The sequence below is a fragment of the Candidatus Arthromitus sp. SFB-mouse-Japan genome, assembly GCF_000270205.1.
Taxonomy (GTDB): domain Bacteria; phylum Bacillota; class Clostridia; order Clostridiales; family Clostridiaceae; genus Dwaynesavagella.
Genome location: NC_015913.1, coordinates 320,978 through 341,119 on the forward strand (window position 1 = coordinate 320,978; position 20,142 = coordinate 341,119).

The following is a 20,142-nucleotide window of genomic DNA, read 5'->3' on the forward strand; positions in this document are numbered from 1 at the left end:
GATTTTTAATGATAGAGTTAGATTTGAGGAAAAAGAGTTGTCCTATCCCATTAGTTGAGACAAGGAAATTTATTAATAATAATAAGAATGTTGATTTTAAGATAATACTTGACAATGAAGTATCATTTATTAATATTAAAAAGTTTTTAGAGAACAACAAAATAAATTATTCATCCAATAAGAGTGGTAATGATTTTTTGTTTGAAGTTATTTTTGATGGGAATGAACAATTATCTAAAAATGATTTCCAAATAAATAATTTTACAATATTAGTTATGAGTGAGCTTTTTGGAAATGGATCAGATGAATTGTCAAATGTATTGATGAAGTCTTATTTCTATGCATTAGATGAGAGTATAACTCTACCGAGTAATATTATATTTATAAATTCAGGAGTTAAACTTCTTACGAATGAGAATATAATAAAAAATATAGATTCTTTGAGAGAAAAGGGAGTAAGTATATATTATTGTGGTATTTGTGTAGATTATTATAGTATTAAGGATAAAGTAAGACTTGATGAAATAACAAATATGTACTCTATAATAGATATATTAAATAATAGTGATAATGTTATTAGAATATAAATAATCTTAAGCAAGGATATTAATTTATCTTTGCTTAAATTGTTTTTTTAAGACATTTTTTACATAAAATTAAGTTTGAGTTTGATATTTTTACAAAATCATTATTTTTTATGATATTTTCACAGACATAGCAAATTATTTTGTCTTTATCTAATAATATATTATCTTTTTCTAAAGGAACTCTTTTTGATTTAGATCTAGTATATAATACCTTATTTAATGGGATTTCTCTTTTTTTGATAGTTATGTCTATATCATATAAATGATTTTCAAAAAGAGTTAATTCAAATCTTGGGTTTTCTCTATCATAAAACTCTTCTATAAATAGTTTTGTTATTTGAGAATCATTTAGTATTATTCCACTTTTTTCGATTCCATCACAAATACTTTTTGTTATGTTATTTGTATCTGGATGTTTTTTTTCATATTTGTAAAAAACCTTAAGTATTGCTGTTAGAGATGTATTAAATTTTATATTTGGATATTGTTTTTTGATTTCGTATGCTATATGTTCTTCATAAATTCCATACCTATCGTAATAATTTCCAGTATTATTTGGCAATATATATCTTCCATATTTTGAGTTGAGTTTGAAATTTGATTTGGATATAGGAGTTCCTAAAACAGTTATTTTAACTATATTTTCCATAAATTCTCCTTAAAGAAAAGATTTAGAATATTTAGTTTGATAATAAAAAAATTTTTAATTATAATATTAATATAGGATATAATAAAAATTGGAAATTTTCAAATTTTATATTTTAGAAAGAGGTTTAACTAATGAATGATATATTAGTTTTATCAATAGAAACAAGTTGTGATGAAACATCTATTGCAGTAGTTAAAAATGGAAGAGATATATTATCAAATAAAATTTTATCTCAAATAAATATACATAATGAATTTGGCGGCGTTGTTCCAGAAATTGCATCAAGAAAGCACCTAGAAGCTATAAATATAGTTTTATATGAGGCATTAAAAGAGGCAAATGTGGAGTTAAATGATATAGATTTAATAGCTTCTACATATGGACCTGGACTTGTCGGTGCATTATTAGTTGGACTTCAATATGCTAAAGGATTGAGTTATGCTTTAAATAAAGATTTCATCGGGGTAAATCATATAGAAGGACATATAAGTTCTTGTTATTTAGAGCATAAGGATTTAGAACCACCTTTTATGAGTTTGGTTATATCTGGGGGACACACTATATTATTAAATGTAAATGATTATGGAATATATGATAAGATTGCTGAAACTCGAGATGATGCAATTGGAGAAGTTTTTGATAAGGTTGCTAGGAAATTAGGATTATCTTATCCTGGTGGACCGAATATAGAACGACTTGCAAAATTTGGAGATGAAGATGCAATTAAATTTCCTAAAAGTAGATTTGAGGATGATACCTTAGATTTTTCTTATAGTGGTATTAAATCCTCGGTTCTTAATTATATAAATCATTGTAATTTAAAAGATGTAGAGTTAAATAAAGAAGATATATGTGCTTCTTTCCAAAAAACTTCAGTTGATATGTTAATTGAAAATGTTGAAAAAGCCTTTAAAAGATATGGAGGTAAAAAGCTTTGTATTGTTGGAGGAGTTTCTTCTAATAATTATTTGAGAAATAGATTTTTAAGTTATTTTAAGGATATTGAGATATACTATCCAAGTAAGGAGTTATGTACAGATAATGGGGCTATGATTGCATCTGCTGCTTACTATTCGTTTTTAAAAAATGGAAAAAGTGATTATACACTTAATGTATCATCTAGTGTAAAATTTTAGAAATAGGGTAGTATTGTATGAAGTTTATAGAGCATTCTAATTCTGTATATAAAAGTAATAAAAAATTTATAAGCCCTAAACAAAAAAAAATTAGGAGAATTATTCTAGAGCTTAGTATTTTTGTTGTAATATTATCTATTTTGTTAGGAATTTTAAGTGAGGTTATACAGAGTAATAATACACTTTCATCATTAAAAAAATCTCATAGGCTTAGTGGATATGGTGAATATAAGATAGCTTATGCTGTATCTGGCATTGGAGATAATTTAGTATTGTTTGAGTCAGATATTGGGGAAACGCTTCTTGAATGGAATCCCATAGTAAGAGATGCTATAAGCGGTGTTAAAATGCTTTACTATGATAGATTTGGATATGGTGGAAGTGAAAAATACAAAGATAAAACATCTGTAGATACACAGGTTGATGTATTAAATAATCTTATAATTAATACGGGATATGATGGAAAACAGATACTTGTTAGCGAAGGATATGGTTCTCTTATACACATGGAGTATTTGGATAAATATAAGGATAAGGTAGGAGGAGTTATATTTATCAATCCCACTATATTTAATCATAGTGGGATTAACAATTCTGAAAAAATTAAGAATGAAGTACTTGGTATGTACTTTAAGTTAATCGCAACGCTTAATATTCCAAAGTTATTAGATAAGTTTTCTTGTTTGGATAATAGATTTATAGATTTATATAGAGAATCAGCTATATCGAGAAATCTAGATAATTATTTAAGCAGAATGATGAGTAGGGATTACTATAATACGGTTTATAATGAGGTTAAGATTAGGGATAAGTATTTATCAAATATAGATTTATCTAAATTTGGAACATATGATTTGCCTGTGATAGTTATAGAATCGGAGAGTAACAGGAACAGCGAATATGAACGAATGCTTAAGAGTCATTTTAGTAATTTAGAGATAATATATTTTGAGACAATTGATGATTTTACATACAATCATTCAGATTATTTAAAAAACTTAATTAAAAATATGAACTCAAGATTAGTAGAGTATAATTAAGAATTAATGAAAGAGGAGTTAAATATGGATAATAATTTTGATGAGAGGGAGTATAGTACTGTTTCGCAGAATAATAGAGATACTATTCCTGAGGTAAGTAACAAGATAGTATTAGCTAATAATAGGAGGAGGGGAAGTGGTTTTAGTGGTAAGTTTGTTATTTTAATAGTTATCATATGTGTTTTATGTAGTTCTATATTGGGTAGTTTGTTCACTTTATATATAGCTCCTAATTTTTCTTTTTTCCAGGGAACACCACTTTATAGTCAAATAGGAGGATATAAAACTCAATATGTCGGTCCTACATATTTTGAAGATGAGAAGGATTCGTTAACTGTAACAGAAATTGTAAATAGAGTTGGTCCAGCAGTAGTAGGTGTTAGTACAAAATCGATTGTTGATAGAGGATTTTTTGGACTTCAGCAACAAGAAGGGATAGGATCTGGATTCATTATAAATGAAGAAGGACATATTTTGACCAACTATCATGTTATAGAGGGAGCTCAGACCGTAAAAATAATATTCTATGATGGTACTGAAACTGATGGTAAAGTCATAAATTACGATGAATTAAATGATATTGCATTAATTAAACTTACAGATTCTACGGTTACAGTACCAGCTACCGTTTCTCTTGGAGATTCAGATGAATTATTAGTTGGTGAGTCTGTTGTTGCTATAGGATCGCCACTTGGAAAAGAATTTATAGGAACGACAACTAAAGGTATAGTGAGTGCTCTTGATAGAGATGTTCCAATTAATGGCAAAACTTTAAAATTACTTCAAACTGATACAGCGATAAACCCTGGAAATAGTGGAGGACCTCTTATAAATTCAAGAGGTGAGGTTATAGGAATAAATACAGCAAAATATGATAATACTGGAACAACAAGTGTTGAAGGAATAGGTTTTGCTATACCTATAAATCAAGCTAAACAAAAATTAGATGAATTATCTAAGCCTATTTTAAGAATTGGAATTAGGGGTAGAGTTATTGATCAGAGTATGTCTAGCAACTTGAATTTACCTGAGGGTATATATGTAGTAGAAGTTGAGAGTTTTTCAAATGCTGAGAAAGCTGGTATAAAATCAGGAGATGTTATTTTAAAATTTGGTGGGAATGATGTTAAGACATTTGATGATATTAATAGTGTAAAAGCTAATCATAATGTTGGTGATACTATTAAAGTTGTTGTTTATAGAAATGGATCTAATCAAGAAATTGATTTAGTTTTGAATGAATAGAGAAAAAGCATAGTGCAAATATTGTACTATGCTTTTAAATTTTTTAAATTAAGTTTTCCCATTCCTCGTATAGAGAAGATAAGTTGTTTTTGAGAGATGTTATTTCTTTATTTACTTCACTTAATTTTTCATAATTAGAGTAGATTTCTTCAAGTGACAAACTTTCTTGAAGTATAGAGATATTTTCTTCAATTTTATTAATTTCACTTTCAATTTTGGATAATTTTTTTATCACCTCTTTCCCTTTTTTGTTCTTTTGATGAATTTTATTTTTGTTTTTTGATTTTGTTTTACCATATCTTGAATTAACAGTATCTTCTACTAATTTAATAGAATCTTCTTTAGTTAATAAATTTTGTCGTGATATATAATAATCATAATTTCCTAAGTATTCTATAAGGGAATTATTTTTAAATTCATATATTATATTTGAAATCTTGTTTAAGAAATATCTATCATGGGATATTATAAGGCAAGTTCCCTCAAAGTTAATTATAGCATCTTCTAGTATTTCTCTTGTGTATATATCTAAATGATTTGTTGGTTCATCCATAAAGAGTACATTTGAATTAGATAATATTATTTTTAAAAGGTTTAATCTACATTTTTCTCCACCACTTAAAAGAGAAATTTCTTTATGTATATCATCATTTTTAAATAGAAAATTTGATAAATGGCGTCTTATAACTTGTGTTGTTATATGAGGGAATGAATCTCTTATTTCTTTAAATATGGTTTTATTTTTATTTAAATCTGATTGTTCTTGATCATAATATGTAATATTTAGCCCACTTCCATAAATTATTTCCCCTGAGCTTGGAGGTATTTTCTTACAAAGTATTTTAAAAAAAGTAGTTTTACCTATTCCGTTTTCTCCTATGATAGCTATTTTTTGATTTTTTGTGACACATAGGTTTATATTTTCAAATATTTTCTTATCTCCATAATATTTTGTTAGATTTTTTACTAGTAAAATATCATTTCCTGTTTTTTCAAAAAATTCGAATTTTATATCACGTATTTTGTTTATTGATTCAGGTTTATCTATCAGATCGATTTTGTTTAATCGTTTTTCTCTACTATCAGCTGCTTTGATTCTCTTTTTACTATAACACGCTCTATAGTTTTTAATGATTTCAAGTTCTCTATTAACAAATTTTTGCTGGACATTATATTTGTGTAGTAGAGTGTCAACATAGTTTTTTTTAAGATTTATAAATTTTGTGTAGTTTGAGTTAAATGTAAGTATATTTTTATTTTCGAGTTCAAAAATATGGGTTACTATTTTATCTAAGAAATATCTATCATGAGATACAACTACAATTGTGCCCTTGTAATTTTTTAGGTAATTTTCAAACCATTCAATAGAATCGAGATCTAAGTGATTAGTTGGTTCGTCGAGAAGGAGTATATCGGGTTTTTTTAATAATAGTTTAGCTAAATCAAGTCTCTTTTTTTCCCCACCGCTTAAATGTTTTGAGGATCTATGCATTTTTTCATTATCAAATTTTAAGTAATTTAAGATTTTTATTGTTTCAGTTTTATATGTATAACCGCCATTATCATTAAATTTTGCCATAAGATCAGTGTATTCTAGTATCAAATTTTCATCTTGACTTTTTTGAAGAAGTAATTCTAGCTCATGTAATCTGTTTTCCATTTTTATAAGATTATTAAATACATCTAAGGCATTTTCATATATGGATAAATTGGGATTTAATTTAGAATTTTGATTTAAATATCCAATGGTTTTATGTTTATTTATAAATATTTCCCCAGAATCATTGGATATTTCTTTTGTTAATATTTTTAGGAGAGTTGACTTACCTCCACCATTTTGGCCAATTAATCCAACTTTGTCTCCTTCATTAATATTGAAAGATACATTTGAAAGTACTTCTTTAACACCATAACTTTTATAAAGATTTTTAGTACTTATTACAAGCATGGTTTCACCTACAATTACATAAATTTTAATAAATTAGATTATAATAAACTTACATATAATTTTAAATATACATTGCGTAAAAATTATATTTTCTGTTATTATATTTCTATATCGATGTTTAATTATACCAGGAAAAATGTTTATACGCAATTTTGAAGAAGGGGGATGGAAAATTTATGTTAAATAAGATAAAAGATGGACTTGTGATATCTTGTCAGGCATTATATGATGAGCCATTACATAGTCCGTTTATCATGGGAAGGATGGCACTCGCAGCAAAAGAGGCAGGGGCAGTAGCCATAAGAGCACAAGGAGTGTCTGATATAATAGAGATTAAAAGAGCAACTAATTTACCAGTAATTGGTATTATAAAGAGAGATTACGAGGATTCAGATGTGTATATAACACCAACAATAAAAGAGGTAAATGAACTTTTAAGTTCTGGATGTGAAATGATTGCGTTAGATGCTACGCGTAGATCAAGACCGAATGATGAAAAACTTAAAGATTTAATTTTACACATAAAAGAAGAGAATATTTTGGTTATGGCAGATATTTCGAATTACGAAGAGGGGGTTATAGCTGAGGAACTTGGATGTGATTGTGTATCCACGACATTATCTGGATATACTTCTTATACACAAAGAATTGATGAACCAGATTTTGAGCTAATGAAAAGACTAGTTAAAGATTTGAGGATACCTGTTATTGCTGAAGGAAGAATAAACACTCCAGAAGATTTGAAGAGTGTGTATGATATTGGTGTATATTCTGCAGTAGTTGGATCAGCAATAACAAGGCCACAATTGATAGCTAAGAAATTTATTGATATTATAAAAGGCAGATAGAAGGAATTTTAAATTTGTTTAATAATTTATAGGGTTTTTATATATTATATGAAAACGTTTTATTAAGGAGGTTTTATTTATGAAAGGTATTTATTCAGCACTCTTAACTTCTTTTGATAAAGAGGGAAATATAAATGAAAGAGGTATAAGAGAACTTATTAGGCACAACATAGACTATGTTAAAGTTGATGGAATTTATGTTAATGGTAGTACTGGTGAGAACTTTATGTTGTCAACAGATGAGAAAAAGAAGATTTTTGAGATTGTAAAAGATGAAGCTAAAGACGATGTTAAATTGATCGCTCAGGTGGGTTCAATAAATTTAAAAGAAAGTGTTGAGCTTGGGAATTATGCAACTGAACTAGGATATGATTCTTTGAGTGCTGTGACACCATTTTATTATAAGTTTACATTTGAAGAGATAAAGGATTATTATGATACTATAATAAAGGAAACTCAAAATAGTATGATAATATATTCCATACCATACCTTACAGGGGTTAATATGGGACTTGATAACTTTAGAGAATTATTTAAAAATCCTAAAATAATAGGAGTTAAATTTACAAATCCAGATTTTTATTTACTTGAGAGGATAATATGTGCTTTTCCAGATAAGCTAGTTTATTCAGGATTTGATGAGATGCTTTTGCCTGCTGCATCAGTTGGTGTAGATGGAGCCATAGGCTCTACATTTAATGTAAATGGTAGAAGAGCAAAAGAGATATTTGAACTAGTTAGTGAAGGGAAAATAAAAGAAGCAAGGGGATTACAAACTCTTACAAATAATTTAATTACAGAAATATTGGATAATGGATTATATCAAACAATTAAATTGATATTAGAAGAATTTGGAGTAAATGCTGGTTATTGCAAGAGACCTTTTAGAGAAGCAAGCGAGGAAATGAAAAAAATAGCAAAAGAAATATTTAATAAGTACTTTTAGTTATGGATGGTAATTTATTATGGGATTTACTTTAATAGATCTTGGAGTTCTAATTGTTTACCTCGTAGCAGTTTTATTTATTGGGCTTTATTTTTCAAAAAAGGATATGGATGGAAAAGAATTTTTTAAGGGTGATGGAACAATACCTTGGTGGGTTACGTCGGTATCTATATTTGCTACACTTTTAAGTCCTATATCATTTTTATCATTAGTTGGTAATTCTTATAGTGGAACTTGGTCTTTGTGGTTTGCACAGCTTGGAGTTCTTATAGCAATACCGCTTACAATAAAGTTTTTTTTGCCAGTATTTAGTAAGCTTAAGATAGATACAGCATATCACTATTTAGAGATAAGATATAAAAGCAAAGGACTTCGTGTCATAGGAGCTATTATATTTATCATTTATCAAATTGGTAGAATGTCTATAATAATGTATTTACCATCCATGGTTTTATCTAGGTTATCTAATATAAATGTAAATATATTTATAATTCTTATGGGTGCTATTGCGATTGTATATTCTTATGCTGGAGGTATAAAGTCTGTTTTATGGACTGATTTTATACAAGGTGTAGTTTTAATTCTTGGTGTTATTGGAACACTAATCTTTATATTATTTAAACTTAATGATGGTTTTGGAGATATAGTAAATGCATTGTTTAATGAACAGAAGTTCTTATCGAGCAATGATGTATTATTTGATCCAAATTTGCTTAAAACTAGTATATTTATGCTCGTTGTTGGAGGAGGATTAAATACATTTTCTTCTTATATATCTAGCCAAGATGTTGTTCAAAGATTTACAACTACAACAGATATAAAGAAATTGAATAAAATGACATATGCAAATGGAATATTGTCTATTGGTGTTGCAACGTTATTTTATTTAATAGGTACAGCATTATTTGTATTTTATAGACAGAATCCAAATTTCTTGGTAGATGTTGCTCAAGATCAAATTTATGCGTCTTTTATAGCATATCAACTACCGGTGGGTATAACAGGATTACTATTAGCCGCTATATATGCAGCATCTCAGTCTACTTTATCCACAGGATTAAACTCAGTTGCAACGAGCTGGACATTAGATATACAAAATTATATAACTAAGGGTCTTAGTTTTAAAGCTCAAACTAAAATTGCTCAATTAGTTTCGCTATTGGTTGGAGTTGTTTCTGTAATCGTTGCGATGATTCTTGCAACAAGTGAAATTAATTCGGCATATGAATGGTTTAATGGATTTGTTGGAGCTGTTCTTGGGGTTTTAGCGGGAATATTTGTACTTGGAGTTATATGTAAAAATGCAACGAAAATATCTGCTTATTTGGGATTTATTACTGCAACAATAATTGTACTTTCACTCAAATATATGAATTTAAATATTGAAGTGTCTATATGGGCATATTCGCTTATAACTATAGTTGTGACTGTAGGAGTTGGGTTTGTAGTTAGTTTATTTAATCGAAAAAATAATTAAATATAAAAATAAAAATTTATGGATATTCTAGAAATAAGTGAATATCCATTTTATTATTTACTAAAAAATTCTTAGAGATTATACTATAAAAATAATTAAATTGGAGGTAGTAAAGTTATGGATTTGAAATATTGTTTATCATTTGATATAGGTGGAACATTTATAAAATATGCTATTATTGATAATGAAGGAGTAATCCATGAAAAAGATAAGATTAATACGCCTGGATATCCAGCACGAGAGACTATACCTGCTGCATTAATTGATATATTTGAAAAATTAAAATTAAAATTTAACATCATTTGTGTAGGAGTATCCACAGCAGGTCAAGTAGATGTTGATAAATGTGAAGTAATATATGCAACAGATAATATACCAGGATATATTGGGACTAATTTTAGAGATATTTTAGCAAAGAAATTTAATTTAGATGTGTTTGCAGATAACGATGTTAATTCAGCAGCTATTGGGGAAATGTGGCTCGGAAGTGCTAAAGATGCTAAAAACTTTTTATGTATGACATTGGGAACTGGAGTTGGTGGTGCTATTATAATAGATAATAAATTGCATAGAGGTAATAATTATTCAGCAGGTGAGATAGGACATTTTATTATTTTTCCAAATGGAGATAAATGTACTTGTGGTTTGAATGGATGTTATGAAAGATATGCCTCTACATCTGCTTTAATTAAGATGTATAAGGAAGAATTGATTAAAAATAATATGATATGTAAAGATAATTATACGGGTGAGTACATAGTTGATTTGTGTTATAGGGGGGATAGTATAGCCAGTTCAGTTTATAATAGATTTTTAGATTACATAGCATATGGTATAGCAAATTTAGTTCATATTTTAGATATTGGACTTGTAATAGTTGGTGGCGGTATATCAGAACAAGGAGATTTATTTTTTAATGAAATAAATAATAGGTTTAAGAAATATGTACTTAATGTTTATAAGAATGGTACTATAATAAAACAGGCTGGACTCAAAAATGATGCTGGAGTTATTGGTGCAGCTTTTAATACATTTTCCTATATAAATATTATGTAATTTATAGAATTTTGGAGGTATAAAGTGGAAATTTTATTGATTCCAATAGCACTAGCTTTAGATGCTTTTGGCGTAGCATTAAGTTTAGGGTTTTCTAATAAATATAAATTCAAACAACTTATGTTATTTTGCTTGAGTTTTGGATTTTTTCAATTTTTATTTTCCTTTATGGGAGGAGTTTGTGGAGAATTAGTAAATTCATATATTTTAGCGATTCCTAAGTTATTTGGTGGAATTGTAATTTTAATTGTAGGAATACTAATGTTCAAAGAGGCTATGTCGCATTGTGATGAGGATGATTATGAAGATAAAAAATTATTTAATAATTTATATATAACTCTTGGTATATCTGTTAGTATAGACGCATTAGTTGTTGGATTTACAGCGTATAATTTACATAATTTAAGTTTAATATTTTTAAATACACTTTTGGTTGGAATTGTAACATTAATTTTATCAATGTTTGCAGTGGTTTTATCTATGCATTTAAAGAAGATAAAAATTATAACAAAGTATGCTGATTTTTTGGGAGGAGTTTTGCTTATATTATTTGGTCTTAAAATGATCTTTTTTTAGATTTAAGGTATATTTATTCAACAGGAAATTAAAATGGTATTTATTAAGAATGTAGAGTAAAATACAATAAATATGTTATAATTTATAAAATGATTAGTAAGAATTTAAAATTGTAAGTCTAATGATCTAGAGGTAGTTGTTTATGGAATATATAGATATTTTAAATAAGGTAGGATTAAAGGTGACAAAATCTAGAAGTGTTGTTTTAAGCATATTTGAGAATGCCGATAGGATTTTAAATGTATCTGAAATTTATGATGTATGCAGGGATAGAGGTTTTGCCATAAATTTATCTACTATATATAGAACATGTGAAACATTTTCTGAAAAAAGGATATTGGATAAGGTTATTGGTAATGATAGAGTGAGTGGATATAGGCTTTCTATAAGATCTCATGTACACGAGATAAAGTGTAGTTTTTGTAATAAAATCGTACAGATAACGTGTCCATTTAATATTTTAAGGCAATACATAGAGAATAATACCGGGTTTACTTTGACAAAGCATAGTATAGATATAGCTGGTATATGTGACGAATGTAAAAAAAACAAGAGCTAATATTAGTTCTTGTTTTTTGTTATTATAAGACAAATTATTAAAATTGTTATGGAAGTGAGAGCTATTGTACCACCGGGCGCTGTATTTAGATGATAGGATAAAAAAAGCCCTAAAATAACGCACATAATTCCTAAAATAATTGAAATTAATATTGTCTTGGAGAATCCTTTTTTAAATCTAAATGCTGCTGCCACAGGTATAATCATAATTGATGATACTACAAGTAACCCAACGACTTTTATGGATGCAGATATTGTTAAGCTTAGCAATATGGAAAATAAAATATTATAAAATGACGTGTTAAATTTAGATATTCGAGAGAAATCTTCATCTAGTATTATTAAGGTAAATTTCTTGTAGTGAATTATTAATGTTATTAATACAATTAAGCTTGTACATATTATAAACATTAAGTCTTTTTTATTTAGCGTTAGTATACTTCCGAATATAATGCTTTCTATATTTATGTTGACAAGACTACTACTCGATATGATTATAGCTATGCCTAAACTTAAAGTTAGAATTATAGAGAGGGATATTTCTGAAAAATTCTTATAATAGTTTCTTAGGTATTCAATGAGAATAGCACAAATTATAGTGTATCCTATTGATACAAGTAATGAATTAATGCCTAGTATGTACGATAATGCAACGCCAGCGAAAGAAGCATGGGATAGTGTATCACTTATATATGAGTATCTCTTAAGAACGATAAAATTTCCTATAAATGGACATATTATGGATATAAAGAATCCTGCAATAAATGCATTTCGTATAAATTCATATTTAAACACGATATATTGAACCCTCTTTAACCAAAAATACTTTGTTAGCGTAACTATTTGAAAAATCCTTATTATGTTCAACTACAACAATCGTTATATTGCTAGATACATTTAATTCTTTTAAATTATCATATATCATAGATTTACTGTTTTCATCTAAGTTGTTTGTAGGCTCATCTACTATTAATAAATCTGTTTTTTTAAGAAGTGATCTTATTAGCATTAGTTTTTGCAATTGACCGCCAGATAGTTTTCCAATTAATGAGTTTAGATTATCTATTAAATCGTATTTTTTACATAAGTTAGTGACATGAGAAAATGGTACATTCAATTCTTTAGCATTATATTTTAAAAATTCTTTGACAGTTATAGGAAAATCTTTGTTAAAGTTAAATATTTGAGGAATATAGGATACATTTTTGGTTTCTATGTTTATATTAAAATTTTTATTTTTTATTAGATTTAGCATGAGTCTAAGCAGGGTACTTTTACCGCATCCATTTTTTCCTATTATGCATGCAAAATCTCCTCTATTTATAGATAGATTTGCACCTTTGAAAATATATTTTGAGTTATCATAACTGAAGGTTAAGTTTTCAATATTTATAATTTGATCTGAAGAAATATTTTTATTAATCATAAAATCATTTACACCTGCAATATTTAACATAAAAAACCTCATCTATATTATTGACACTTAATATTTTTATATGTATTATAAACTTAATGCGATTCGTTTGCAATAAAAATATATTAAGTTATAGGGGTTTAATTGTTATATGGGTAAAATGAAGAACATTATTTTGGGACTAGGTATTTTATTATTTGTATCTTGTACAAGCCAAATTGAAAAAGAAGGTATAAGTGTTGTTACAAGTTTAAATCCTAATTATAATCTTATTAAATACATAGCTCAAGATAAGGTTAGTGTATATAATATTTCATTTAGTGGAGATTCTCATAATTTTGAATTTACTCCTCAAGATATTAAAAATGTTCAGGATTCAGATATGGTTTTTTATAATGGATTAGGTATTGATGATAAGATTTTAGAATTGAGTGATGATAAAAATAAATTTGTACAAACGACTAAAGATGCAAATTTAATAAGTTTGGAAGATGAACATCATAATGATCATGATTCACATAATTATGATCATGGGGAATATGATCCGCATGTATGGTTGAGTATAAATGAATACAAGACTATGGGTAAAGTTGTATTAGATAGTCTTATTTTACTTGATCCTGATAATAAAGATTTTTATACCAATAATTTTACGAGTTTTAGCAAAAGAATTGATGATATATATAATTCATATATAAATGATTTTAAACTTGTAACTAATAAAGAATTTGTAAGTAATCATGCATCTTATGGGTATTTAGCAAGAGATTTTGGATTAGTAAATAGTAGTTTATATGATGTGAATAATCATGGTGAAGTAAATCCTAAAAATTTACAAGATATAATAGATATAGTTAAACAAAAGAATGTGAAACTTATTATAGGGGATAAATATGAGTCTAATAAAGAACTTGAGACTATATCTAATGAAACAAATATTACATATAAAGTTGTTAATAATCTAGAGAGTCAAGGAGATTATTTTACTGAATATGAAGAATTATTAAGTTCAATTTATGATGGATTAAGGTAGAGGTATTTATGGTATTTGAGAGTTTATTACTTATAGATAAGGGGAGAGATAATTTATTTAATGATGAATTTAGGATTTATATAGAAAATTGTTTTGATAATATAATAGAATTTTATCGTGAGGATAATAAAATATTTTTAGTTTTGGAACTAAAACAAGAGTATAGTGATTATGAGTTTGAAGATATAATATCTAAATTTCCGTATGATGAATTTGAGAATATAGGTGTAATTTCTTATCCAAAAGACGATGAATATTATCCTACTTTTATAATGGAAATGGATAATGATATTAGAGAAAATATACAATTTAAGATTGATAATTTAATGGACTTGTTTATGAAAAAGATAGTTAAAATTTATTGTAATAAAGTATAAATTAGTATAGAATATGCTATTATAGCTACCTATAACTTAAGTAGTTAACTTTAAGTTATAGGTAGCTTATTTTTAGGTGATTATTTATGAAAAGAGTTCGAAACATAAAGAATATTTTAATCTCTTCTTTTGAAAATGAGATTAATTTAAATAATTTATCTATATATTCTGAAGCACATAATAGAGAGATCCATCTATATGTAAAAGAGGTGAAGGATTATGTATTATGTATAGCCTTTGCATCTTTAAATTCGTATATAAGTATGAATAGGTGTATAGATAGTTATTTTAGTTCTAAGGGTATTAAGTATAATATAATAAATATATTTATAGTTGGTGATTTATCTAATGTTAGAGACACATATTTCCAGAGTGAGCTCTATGAGGAAGCAATTTTTATTGATCAAAAATCTGGGAAAATAGAGTGTTTTAATGTACATAGTGTAGGTTTTTTAAATATTTTAAGAAACGTAATTGAAAAACCATATTCTAGGTTTATGTCTAAGGGGAAGAGTAACCACTTGACAATGTTTATTATTTTGATTAGCATTATAGTTTACTTTATTATGGGTAATATAAATGGTGATATAGTGTCAATTCGTGATGAAGTGTTACTTTGGGCAGGAGGTAAAATGGATCCATATATACAAAGTGGCGAGTATATGAGGATATTTATATCACCATTTTTACATAAAAATTTTTTGCAATTATTAGTTGGGATTATAACATTATTTTTTACAGGTAGTATAGTTGAAAAAAATACTAGTAAAATTAAATATTTGATTCTTATAATACTTGGTATATTTTTCGGTAATTTTTCAAGTTATTTATTAAATTTTTCAAAAGTATTTGGAGTTGGACTATATGTAATAAATTATACTTTGATAGGGGCATTATTTGTTTTAGCGTTCAAATATAAATCAAAAGTAAATAAGTTATTTTTTGTATTTATATTTTTATTTATAGTATTAAATTTATTAAATAGTATATTTTTGAGTAACAATATAGATAACATTGGAAGTTTAGCTTCATTTATATTTGGTTTGATATTTATGAGAGGGATTGATTTGATTAAGAAGTAATTTACTATAAAATTAAGTAGCATGAGGAATAATTTGTATGGAAAATGAAAATTATAATTTAGATATTGATACTATAAAGATAGATAAAGATGATATTGTTAAGAATTTAATTAAGAAAAGACCAGTTTTTACTAATAACGAAGCATTTCCATGGCTTATGATAGGAAGTATAATTTTTTATGTATTATTTTATGTTTTATTAGTATATGGTAAAAATAATTTTGTTGATGTAGATTTGAGTTCGCTTAATTTATTTAGTGTATATACAGGATATGATATTATAAATGGAAATTATTTTGGAGTTATAACTAACATTTTTATACATAGAAGTTTGTGGGACTTAGTAAATACAATATTTGTATTATTATTTTGTGGATTTTTTATGGAAAGATATATAAAAAGGAATGTGATAGTTTTTATTTATGTACTATCAATTATATCTTTTAATTTAATCTCAATTTTTGTGTATCCAGACCAGTATTACTTGGGATCATTTACCATAGTTTCATCTTTGATTGGAATGTGTATATATTTTTGTTATAGATTTAGGAGATTTATATTTAAGATAGATAGATATATATATATATCTTTGATGTTTATAGGTTTTTTTATAAGTTATATGGTAGATTTTTATAGTATTTTGCAGTTTTTAGTTTCATATTTAATTGGTATATTTGTAATGTTTGTTTTAGATACTAAATGTTTAAGAAATAATAAATAGTAATCGGTATTATATAGTATATTGATTTATTAACCTTAATAAGTTGAGCAGTTTTGTATTATTTTGATAGACTTTAAGGTTTGCTTAAAATTATTTTTAATAGAATTTTATATTATTAATGTTAACTAGTTGATTTTGAGGAGTGATATTTTGAATTTATTACAAGTTGGAGTTAAGTTAAAAGCTGATAATATCCAATCATTTATAGATGATTTTCTTAAAATAGATGGTATTAATATTTCAGACATTCGATTACATGATGATATGATTTTGATAAATAAAATTAAATATAAATCATTTGGTACTATTTCTATAGGGCTTAAATTTCATAGAATAGAGGATGGGATTTTATCAATTGCCATAAAAAAACTCAAGGCGATAAGTATACCTATTAATGTTTTTACTGTAAATTTCATATTAAAAATGGTTATTAATAAGTTAAATATTAAGGGTATTAGCTGTGATGGTAAACAAATAAAGATAGATTTAAGGAAGGTATTTAAAGAATTTAATCTGAATTTTTTAGAAGTAGATATAAAGGATATACAAATAACTGAGGAAAGTATTAATGTTACTTTTGGGAATGTCGATATTGATATGATCGAACTTATAAATAGTAATAAAAAATCTCCATCTCAAGGATGTGAGATGGAGATTCAAAATGTTGAAAATAATATAGAACATAATGTTTCAGATATTAATGAGAATATAATATATAATGTTAAAAATATGGAAAATGATGAAGAATATAGGAAGTTTTGCAGTAATAATTTTACAGGATTTTGTAAGAATGATAAGGGTTATTTTTTAGAATATTCTAGATTTAGAAATAGGTTATACAATGGAAAATTCAAACAAACAAATAAAATAATTTTGGGTAAGATTGTATTTATAATGTCAGATATAGGTGTACTTTGTTACAGATTATTAAGGGATAATAGGGTTAGAAATAGTACTAAGATATTGATAGGATTTACAATATTTTATTTATTGAGTCCCATAGATTTTATAAATAATAAGTTTAGTATTTTAGATAAGATAGATGATGGTTTATTATTAGTATTTACTTTAAATAAAATATTTGTATCTGTTGATAGGGAAATATTAAATTATCATTTTGATGGTGATGAGGATACGCTTAATTTTTTAATGGATTCATTTGATTTATTAAATTCGATGTTAGGTATGAATAATATAGATAAGTTATATAGTGTGTTTGAAAAATTTGTTAGATTTTAAATTAGGAATAAAAATTATGATTGAACAAATAATAAGTCTATAAGGAAATTATATGGCTTATTATGGAGGTGGTTTAATTATGAAAGGTATCGTTTTAGGTACTACAGCTGGTGCTTTAATTGGTGTTATGATTTCGGTGATAGTTCCACAATCTAGTAAAAAACTTAAAAATAAAATAGGTAAAAATACGAGTAAGTTTATTAAGAAAGGAAGGAAAACTAAATCTCAAATAATGAAGAAAATAGCTAAAATTATGTATGAAGTTGCTTAAAGACTCCATAAAAGGAGTCTTTTTATTTTAGATATTTATTTATATGTAGAAATAAGAGATATGGTAATCCATATCTCTCGTATAATTATTTTAATCCATTTTCATATTGTTCAACCATTCTTTTTACCATTTCTCCACCGACAGATCCACATTGTTTAGAAGTTAAATTACCATTATAATCAGTGAAAGGTACACCCATTTCATTGGCAACTTGGCTCTTAAATTGTTCTAATCCATTTTTAGCATCTGGAACTAATTTACCCATGTTTAAATCCTCCTAAAAATTAAAACTTTTTAATATCCTGTAAATAATTAATTAACAGGACAATATTAGTATTAACTTATATTTTAAATATAATCCTGAAATATAATGGTATTTAGACATAGATTATCCATATAATTTTAAAGATTATGTAATCATTAAAATTGATTAATATTTTGAAATATGTTTCTTAAGATATATTTGGAGATATTAGGGAATATATCAACAGGAATAATAGGTATAGATATGATAAGATAAATATGTTATAATCTGAGTGTATATTTTAATTAAGCAATAAAACCTATTATTTTTTATAGTTGTGGTTTGAATTTTAGGAGGATAGTTTGGTGAATAAAAATAAGACACTTAGGTTATCAGTGTTTTTAATAATTGTATTTATTTTTGTAGTAAATAGTGATGCTATGGCAAGTGTTAAAGATTCATTAGAACAACAAATACAGCAGAATAATAAAAAAATTGATAATGTGCAAAACGAAATATATAGTATAAATGAAGAAATAGATGCTATTGACGATGAATTATCTAAAATTAAGAGTGAGATAGACCAAAGAAATGGCGTTATTAATGAATATTTGGAAAATATAGAATTACATCAAAAGAATATAGATGATAAAGCTTTATTAATAGACGGTATTGAAAAGCAGATGATTACTATGGAAGAAAATATAGAAAAACTTAATAAGGAAATTGAAAATAATCAGGCTGAATTAGTAAAATTAGAGGCTATACTTGCTGATAGAATAAAAGAATTTTATAAATATTCTCAAAATAATTCATTAGGATTAGATTTGTTTTTTTCAATGGTATTTGATATGAATAAGGATTTACAGGATGTATTGGATACCGTTCATAGTATGTCTAAAATAACTGAGAGCGATAGGAAGTTAATTGAAAATATAAAGCAAATTAAGGATAACATAAATAGAGACAAGGAAAATTTAGAAAAAGAGGTTCAGAGTTTAGCTCTATATAGAAAGGATTTAGAGAATCAGATACAAGAGATAGAGAACTCTAAAAATGAGTTAATTGTAAAGAAAAATGAGTTAGATGCAGAATTGCAAGTTGTTAGGGATTTAGAAAGAGAGTATCAAGAAAGATATGATGCTTTAGATGAGGATTCTAAAAGAAAAAGGGAGGAACTTATAAATATTCAGCAAGATAATGAACAATTACAACAGCAGTTAACAGATTATTTAAATTCGATAAATAATTCAGGTTTAGTTGGTGGTAGTAATGAAGTAAGTCCAAGTGGATACTTAAGACCTTCTACAGGACCAGTTACATCTGAATATGGTTGGAGGGTTCATCCAATAAGAGGTACAAAATCGCTTCATACAGGTACTGATTTTGGAGGTAAAATTGGAGATACGATAATTGCAAGCAGAGCTGGGGAGGTTGTATTTGCTGGTTGGTATAATAATGTTTATGGTAATGTTGTTATTTTAAATCATGGTGGAGGATATCAAACGTTTTATGCTCATATGTCTAGAGTTGCAGTATCTGAGGGACAAGTAGTTGATCAAGGAGTTAGAATTGGTTATATGGGTTCTACTGGTATGAGTACGGGGGCTCATTTACATTTTGAGATTAGAAAAGATGGAGTTAGTTTAGACCCATTTAATTTCTTATCTAGATAGAAATTTAAAAAGGATGCTA

The 20,142-nt window shown here is 26.4% G+C and carries 22 protein-coding genes; 17 read left to right on the top strand and 5 right to left on the bottom strand.

Going from position 1 to position 20,142, the window contains the following annotated elements; genetic code table 11:
• Positions 1–8 precede the first annotated feature (8 nt).
• Positions 9–587 (top strand): sulfurtransferase-like selenium metabolism protein YedF, encoded by a 579-nt coding sequence (gene yedF, locus SFBM_RS01520; protein WP_005807166.1) that lies wholly within the window; start codon positions 9–11, stop codon positions 585–587.
• Positions 588–621: 34 nt separating this feature from the next.
• Here the strand turns inward: yedF and SFBM_RS01525 are convergent, their stop codons facing one another.
• Positions 622–1,236, bottom strand: a complete 615-nt coding sequence (locus SFBM_RS01525) for a RusA family crossover junction endodeoxyribonuclease (RefSeq protein WP_005807164.1) — start codon at positions 1,234–1,236, stop codon at positions 622–624.
• Positions 1,237–1,367: 131 nt separating this feature from the next.
• Here SFBM_RS01525 and tsaD point away from each other — a divergent pair, with 131 nt between their 5' ends.
• Genes tsaD through SFBM_RS01540 form a run of 3 tightly spaced genes read left to right on the top strand, consistent with a single transcriptional unit; the run spans position 1,368 to position 4,657 of the window.
• Complete coding sequence (gene tsaD / locus SFBM_RS01530; protein WP_014017835.1) at positions 1,368–2,372, top strand: tRNA (adenosine(37)-N6)-threonylcarbamoyltransferase complex transferase subunit TsaD; 1,005 nt, start codon at positions 1,368–1,370, stop codon at positions 2,370–2,372.
• A gap of 17 nt (positions 2,373–2,389) precedes the next feature.
• Entirely contained in the window at positions 2,390–3,412 is a 1,023-nt protein-coding gene (locus tag SFBM_RS01535; protein WP_014017836.1) for an alpha/beta hydrolase, read from the top strand.
• Positions 3,413–3,436: 24 nt separating this feature from the next.
• Positions 3,437–4,657 (top strand): S1C family serine protease, encoded by a 1,221-nt coding sequence (locus SFBM_RS01540; RefSeq protein WP_007440377.1) that lies wholly within the window; start codon positions 3,437–3,439, stop codon positions 4,655–4,657.
• Positions 4,658–4,700: 43 nt separating this feature from the next.
• Here the strand turns inward: SFBM_RS01540 and abc-f are convergent, their stop codons facing one another.
• A complete protein-coding gene (abc-f, locus tag SFBM_RS01545) occupies positions 4,701–6,605 on the bottom strand; it encodes a ribosomal protection-like ABC-F family protein (RefSeq protein WP_005807156.1) in 1,905 nt (634 codons plus the stop codon).
• 176 nt (positions 6,606–6,781) lie between these two features.
• Between abc-f and SFBM_RS01550 the strand changes: the two genes are divergently transcribed.
• The 6 genes from SFBM_RS01550 to SFBM_RS01575 all read left to right on the top strand — a co-directional run bounded on the left by SFBM_RS01550 (position 6,782) and on the right by SFBM_RS01575 (position 12,067).
• Positions 6,782–7,453: an N-acetylmannosamine-6-phosphate 2-epimerase gene (locus SFBM_RS01550; RefSeq protein ID WP_007440376.1), complete on the top strand. Its 672-nt coding sequence runs from the start codon at positions 6,782–6,784 to the stop codon at positions 7,451–7,453.
• A gap of 79 nt (positions 7,454–7,532) precedes the next feature.
• Entirely contained in the window at positions 7,533–8,399 is an 867-nt protein-coding gene (locus SFBM_RS01555; RefSeq protein WP_005807152.1) for an N-acetylneuraminate lyase, read from the top strand.
• 19 nt (positions 8,400–8,418) lie between these two features.
• Positions 8,419–9,876, top strand: coding sequence for a sodium:solute symporter (locus SFBM_RS01560; protein WP_007440816.1), 1,458 nt, complete (start codon positions 8,419–8,421; stop codon positions 9,874–9,876).
• Positions 9,877–9,993: 117 nt separating this feature from the next.
• A complete protein-coding gene (locus SFBM_RS01565) occupies positions 9,994–10,932 on the top strand; it encodes an ROK family protein (RefSeq protein ID WP_005807151.1) in 939 nt (312 codons plus the stop codon).
• Positions 10,933–10,956: 24 nt separating this feature from the next.
• A complete protein-coding gene (locus tag SFBM_RS01570) occupies positions 10,957–11,508 on the top strand; it encodes a manganese efflux pump MntP (protein ID WP_005807149.1) in 552 nt (183 codons plus the stop codon).
• Between the two features lie 142 nt (positions 11,509–11,650).
• Positions 11,651–12,067: a Fur family transcriptional regulator gene (locus tag SFBM_RS01575; RefSeq protein WP_005807147.1), complete on the top strand. Its 417-nt coding sequence runs from the start codon at positions 11,651–11,653 to the stop codon at positions 12,065–12,067.
• 2 nt (positions 12,068–12,069) lie between these two features.
• On the opposite strand, the gene SFBM_RS07880 is transcribed toward SFBM_RS01575, so the two are convergent.
• The gene (locus SFBM_RS07880) at positions 12,070–12,861 is read right to left on the bottom strand and encodes a metal ABC transporter permease (RefSeq protein WP_005807146.1); all 792 of its coding nucleotides are present in this window, start codon (positions 12,859–12,861) and stop codon (positions 12,070–12,072) included.
• Positions 12,854–13,522 (bottom strand): metal ABC transporter ATP-binding protein, encoded by a 669-nt coding sequence (locus SFBM_RS01585; protein ID WP_005807143.1) that lies wholly within the window; start codon positions 13,520–13,522, stop codon positions 12,854–12,856. The genes SFBM_RS07880 and SFBM_RS01585 overlap by 8 nt, the downstream gene beginning before the upstream one ends.
• Positions 13,523–13,631: 109 nt before the next feature.
• Here SFBM_RS01585 and SFBM_RS01590 point away from each other — a divergent pair, with 109 nt between their 5' ends.
• From SFBM_RS01590 to SFBM_RS01615, 6 genes are all read left to right on the top strand, one after another.
• Positions 13,632–14,513 (top strand): metal ABC transporter substrate-binding protein, encoded by an 882-nt coding sequence (locus SFBM_RS01590; RefSeq protein ID WP_005807141.1) that lies wholly within the window; start codon positions 13,632–13,634, stop codon positions 14,511–14,513.
• Positions 14,514–14,521: 8 nt separating this feature from the next.
• Entirely contained in the window at positions 14,522–14,890 is a 369-nt protein-coding gene (locus tag SFBM_RS01595) for a DUF6762 family protein (protein WP_005807139.1), read from the top strand.
• Between the two features lie 86 nt (positions 14,891–14,976).
• Positions 14,977–15,972, top strand: a complete 996-nt coding sequence (locus SFBM_RS01600) for a rhomboid family intramembrane serine protease (protein ID WP_005807136.1) — start codon at positions 14,977–14,979, stop codon at positions 15,970–15,972.
• Positions 15,973–16,009: 37 nt separating this feature from the next.
• Positions 16,010–16,693 (top strand): rhomboid family intramembrane serine protease, encoded by a 684-nt coding sequence (locus tag SFBM_RS01605; RefSeq protein WP_005807133.1) that lies wholly within the window; start codon positions 16,010–16,012, stop codon positions 16,691–16,693.
• 150 nt (positions 16,694–16,843) lie between these two features.
• A complete protein-coding gene (locus SFBM_RS01610; protein ID WP_005807131.1) occupies positions 16,844–17,932 on the top strand; it encodes a YkvA family protein in 1,089 nt (362 codons plus the stop codon).
• 79 nt (positions 17,933–18,011) lie between these two features.
• Entirely contained in the window at positions 18,012–18,203 is a 192-nt protein-coding gene (locus SFBM_RS01615) for a YtxH domain-containing protein (protein WP_242821360.1), read from the top strand.
• An 85-nt stretch (positions 18,204–18,288) separates the two neighbouring features.
• Here the strand turns inward: SFBM_RS01615 and SFBM_RS01620 are convergent, their stop codons facing one another.
• Positions 18,289–18,468 (bottom strand): alpha/beta-type small acid-soluble spore protein, encoded by a 180-nt coding sequence (locus SFBM_RS01620; RefSeq protein WP_005807127.1) that lies wholly within the window; start codon positions 18,466–18,468, stop codon positions 18,289–18,291.
• 344 nt (positions 18,469–18,812) lie between these two features.
• Between SFBM_RS01620 and SFBM_RS01625 the strand changes: the two genes are divergently transcribed.
• Positions 18,813–20,123, top strand: a complete 1,311-nt coding sequence (locus SFBM_RS01625) for a murein hydrolase activator EnvC family protein (protein WP_041568915.1) — start codon at positions 18,813–18,815, stop codon at positions 20,121–20,123.
• The last annotated feature ends 19 nt before the right edge of the window (positions 20,124–20,142 follow it).

Coding starts and splice junctions, on each gene's coding strand:
- SFBM_RS01595 (WP_005807139.1), top strand. CDS start 14,522: ATGGTATTTGAGAGTTTATTACTTATAGATAAGGGGAGAGATAATTTA.
- SFBM_RS01600 (WP_005807136.1), top strand. CDS start 14,977: ATGAAAAGAGTTCGAAACATAAAGAATATTTTAATCTCTTCTTTTGAA.
- SFBM_RS01560 (WP_007440816.1), top strand. CDS start 8,419: ATGGGATTTACTTTAATAGATCTTGGAGTTCTAATTGTTTACCTCGTA.
- SFBM_RS01620 (WP_005807127.1), bottom strand. CDS start 18,468: ATGGGTAAATTAGTTCCAGATGCTAAAAATGGATTAGAACAATTTAAG.
- SFBM_RS01615 (WP_242821360.1), top strand. CDS start 18,012: ATGAAAGGTATCGTTTTAGGTACTACAGCTGGTGCTTTAATTGGTGTT.
- SFBM_RS01555 (WP_005807152.1), top strand. CDS start 7,533: ATGAAAGGTATTTATTCAGCACTCTTAACTTCTTTTGATAAAGAGGGA.
- SFBM_RS01540 (WP_007440377.1), top strand. CDS start 3,437: ATGGATAATAATTTTGATGAGAGGGAGTATAGTACTGTTTCGCAGAAT.
- SFBM_RS01605 (WP_005807133.1), top strand. CDS start 16,010: ATGGAAAATGAAAATTATAATTTAGATATTGATACTATAAAGATAGAT.
- SFBM_RS01590 (WP_005807141.1), top strand. CDS start 13,632: ATGGGTAAAATGAAGAACATTATTTTGGGACTAGGTATTTTATTATTT.
- SFBM_RS01535 (WP_014017836.1), top strand. CDS start 2,390: ATGAAGTTTATAGAGCATTCTAATTCTGTATATAAAAGTAATAAAAAA.
- SFBM_RS01565 (WP_005807151.1), top strand. CDS start 9,994: ATGGATTTGAAATATTGTTTATCATTTGATATAGGTGGAACATTTATA.
- yedF (WP_005807166.1), top strand. CDS start 9: ATGATAGAGTTAGATTTGAGGAAAAAGAGTTGTCCTATCCCATTAGTT.
- abc-f (WP_005807156.1), bottom strand. CDS start 6,605: ATGCTTGTAATAAGTACTAAAAATCTTTATAAAAGTTATGGTGTTAAA.
- SFBM_RS01575 (WP_005807147.1), top strand. CDS start 11,651: ATGGAATATATAGATATTTTAAATAAGGTAGGATTAAAGGTGACAAAA.
- tsaD (WP_014017835.1), top strand. CDS start 1,368: ATGAATGATATATTAGTTTTATCAATAGAAACAAGTTGTGATGAAACA.
- SFBM_RS01550 (WP_007440376.1), top strand. CDS start 6,782: ATGTTAAATAAGATAAAAGATGGACTTGTGATATCTTGTCAGGCATTA.
- SFBM_RS01525 (WP_005807164.1), bottom strand. CDS start 1,236: ATGGAAAATATAGTTAAAATAACTGTTTTAGGAACTCCTATATCCAAA.
- SFBM_RS01585 (WP_005807143.1), bottom strand. CDS start 13,522: ATGTTAAATATTGCAGGTGTAAATGATTTTATGATTAATAAAAATATT.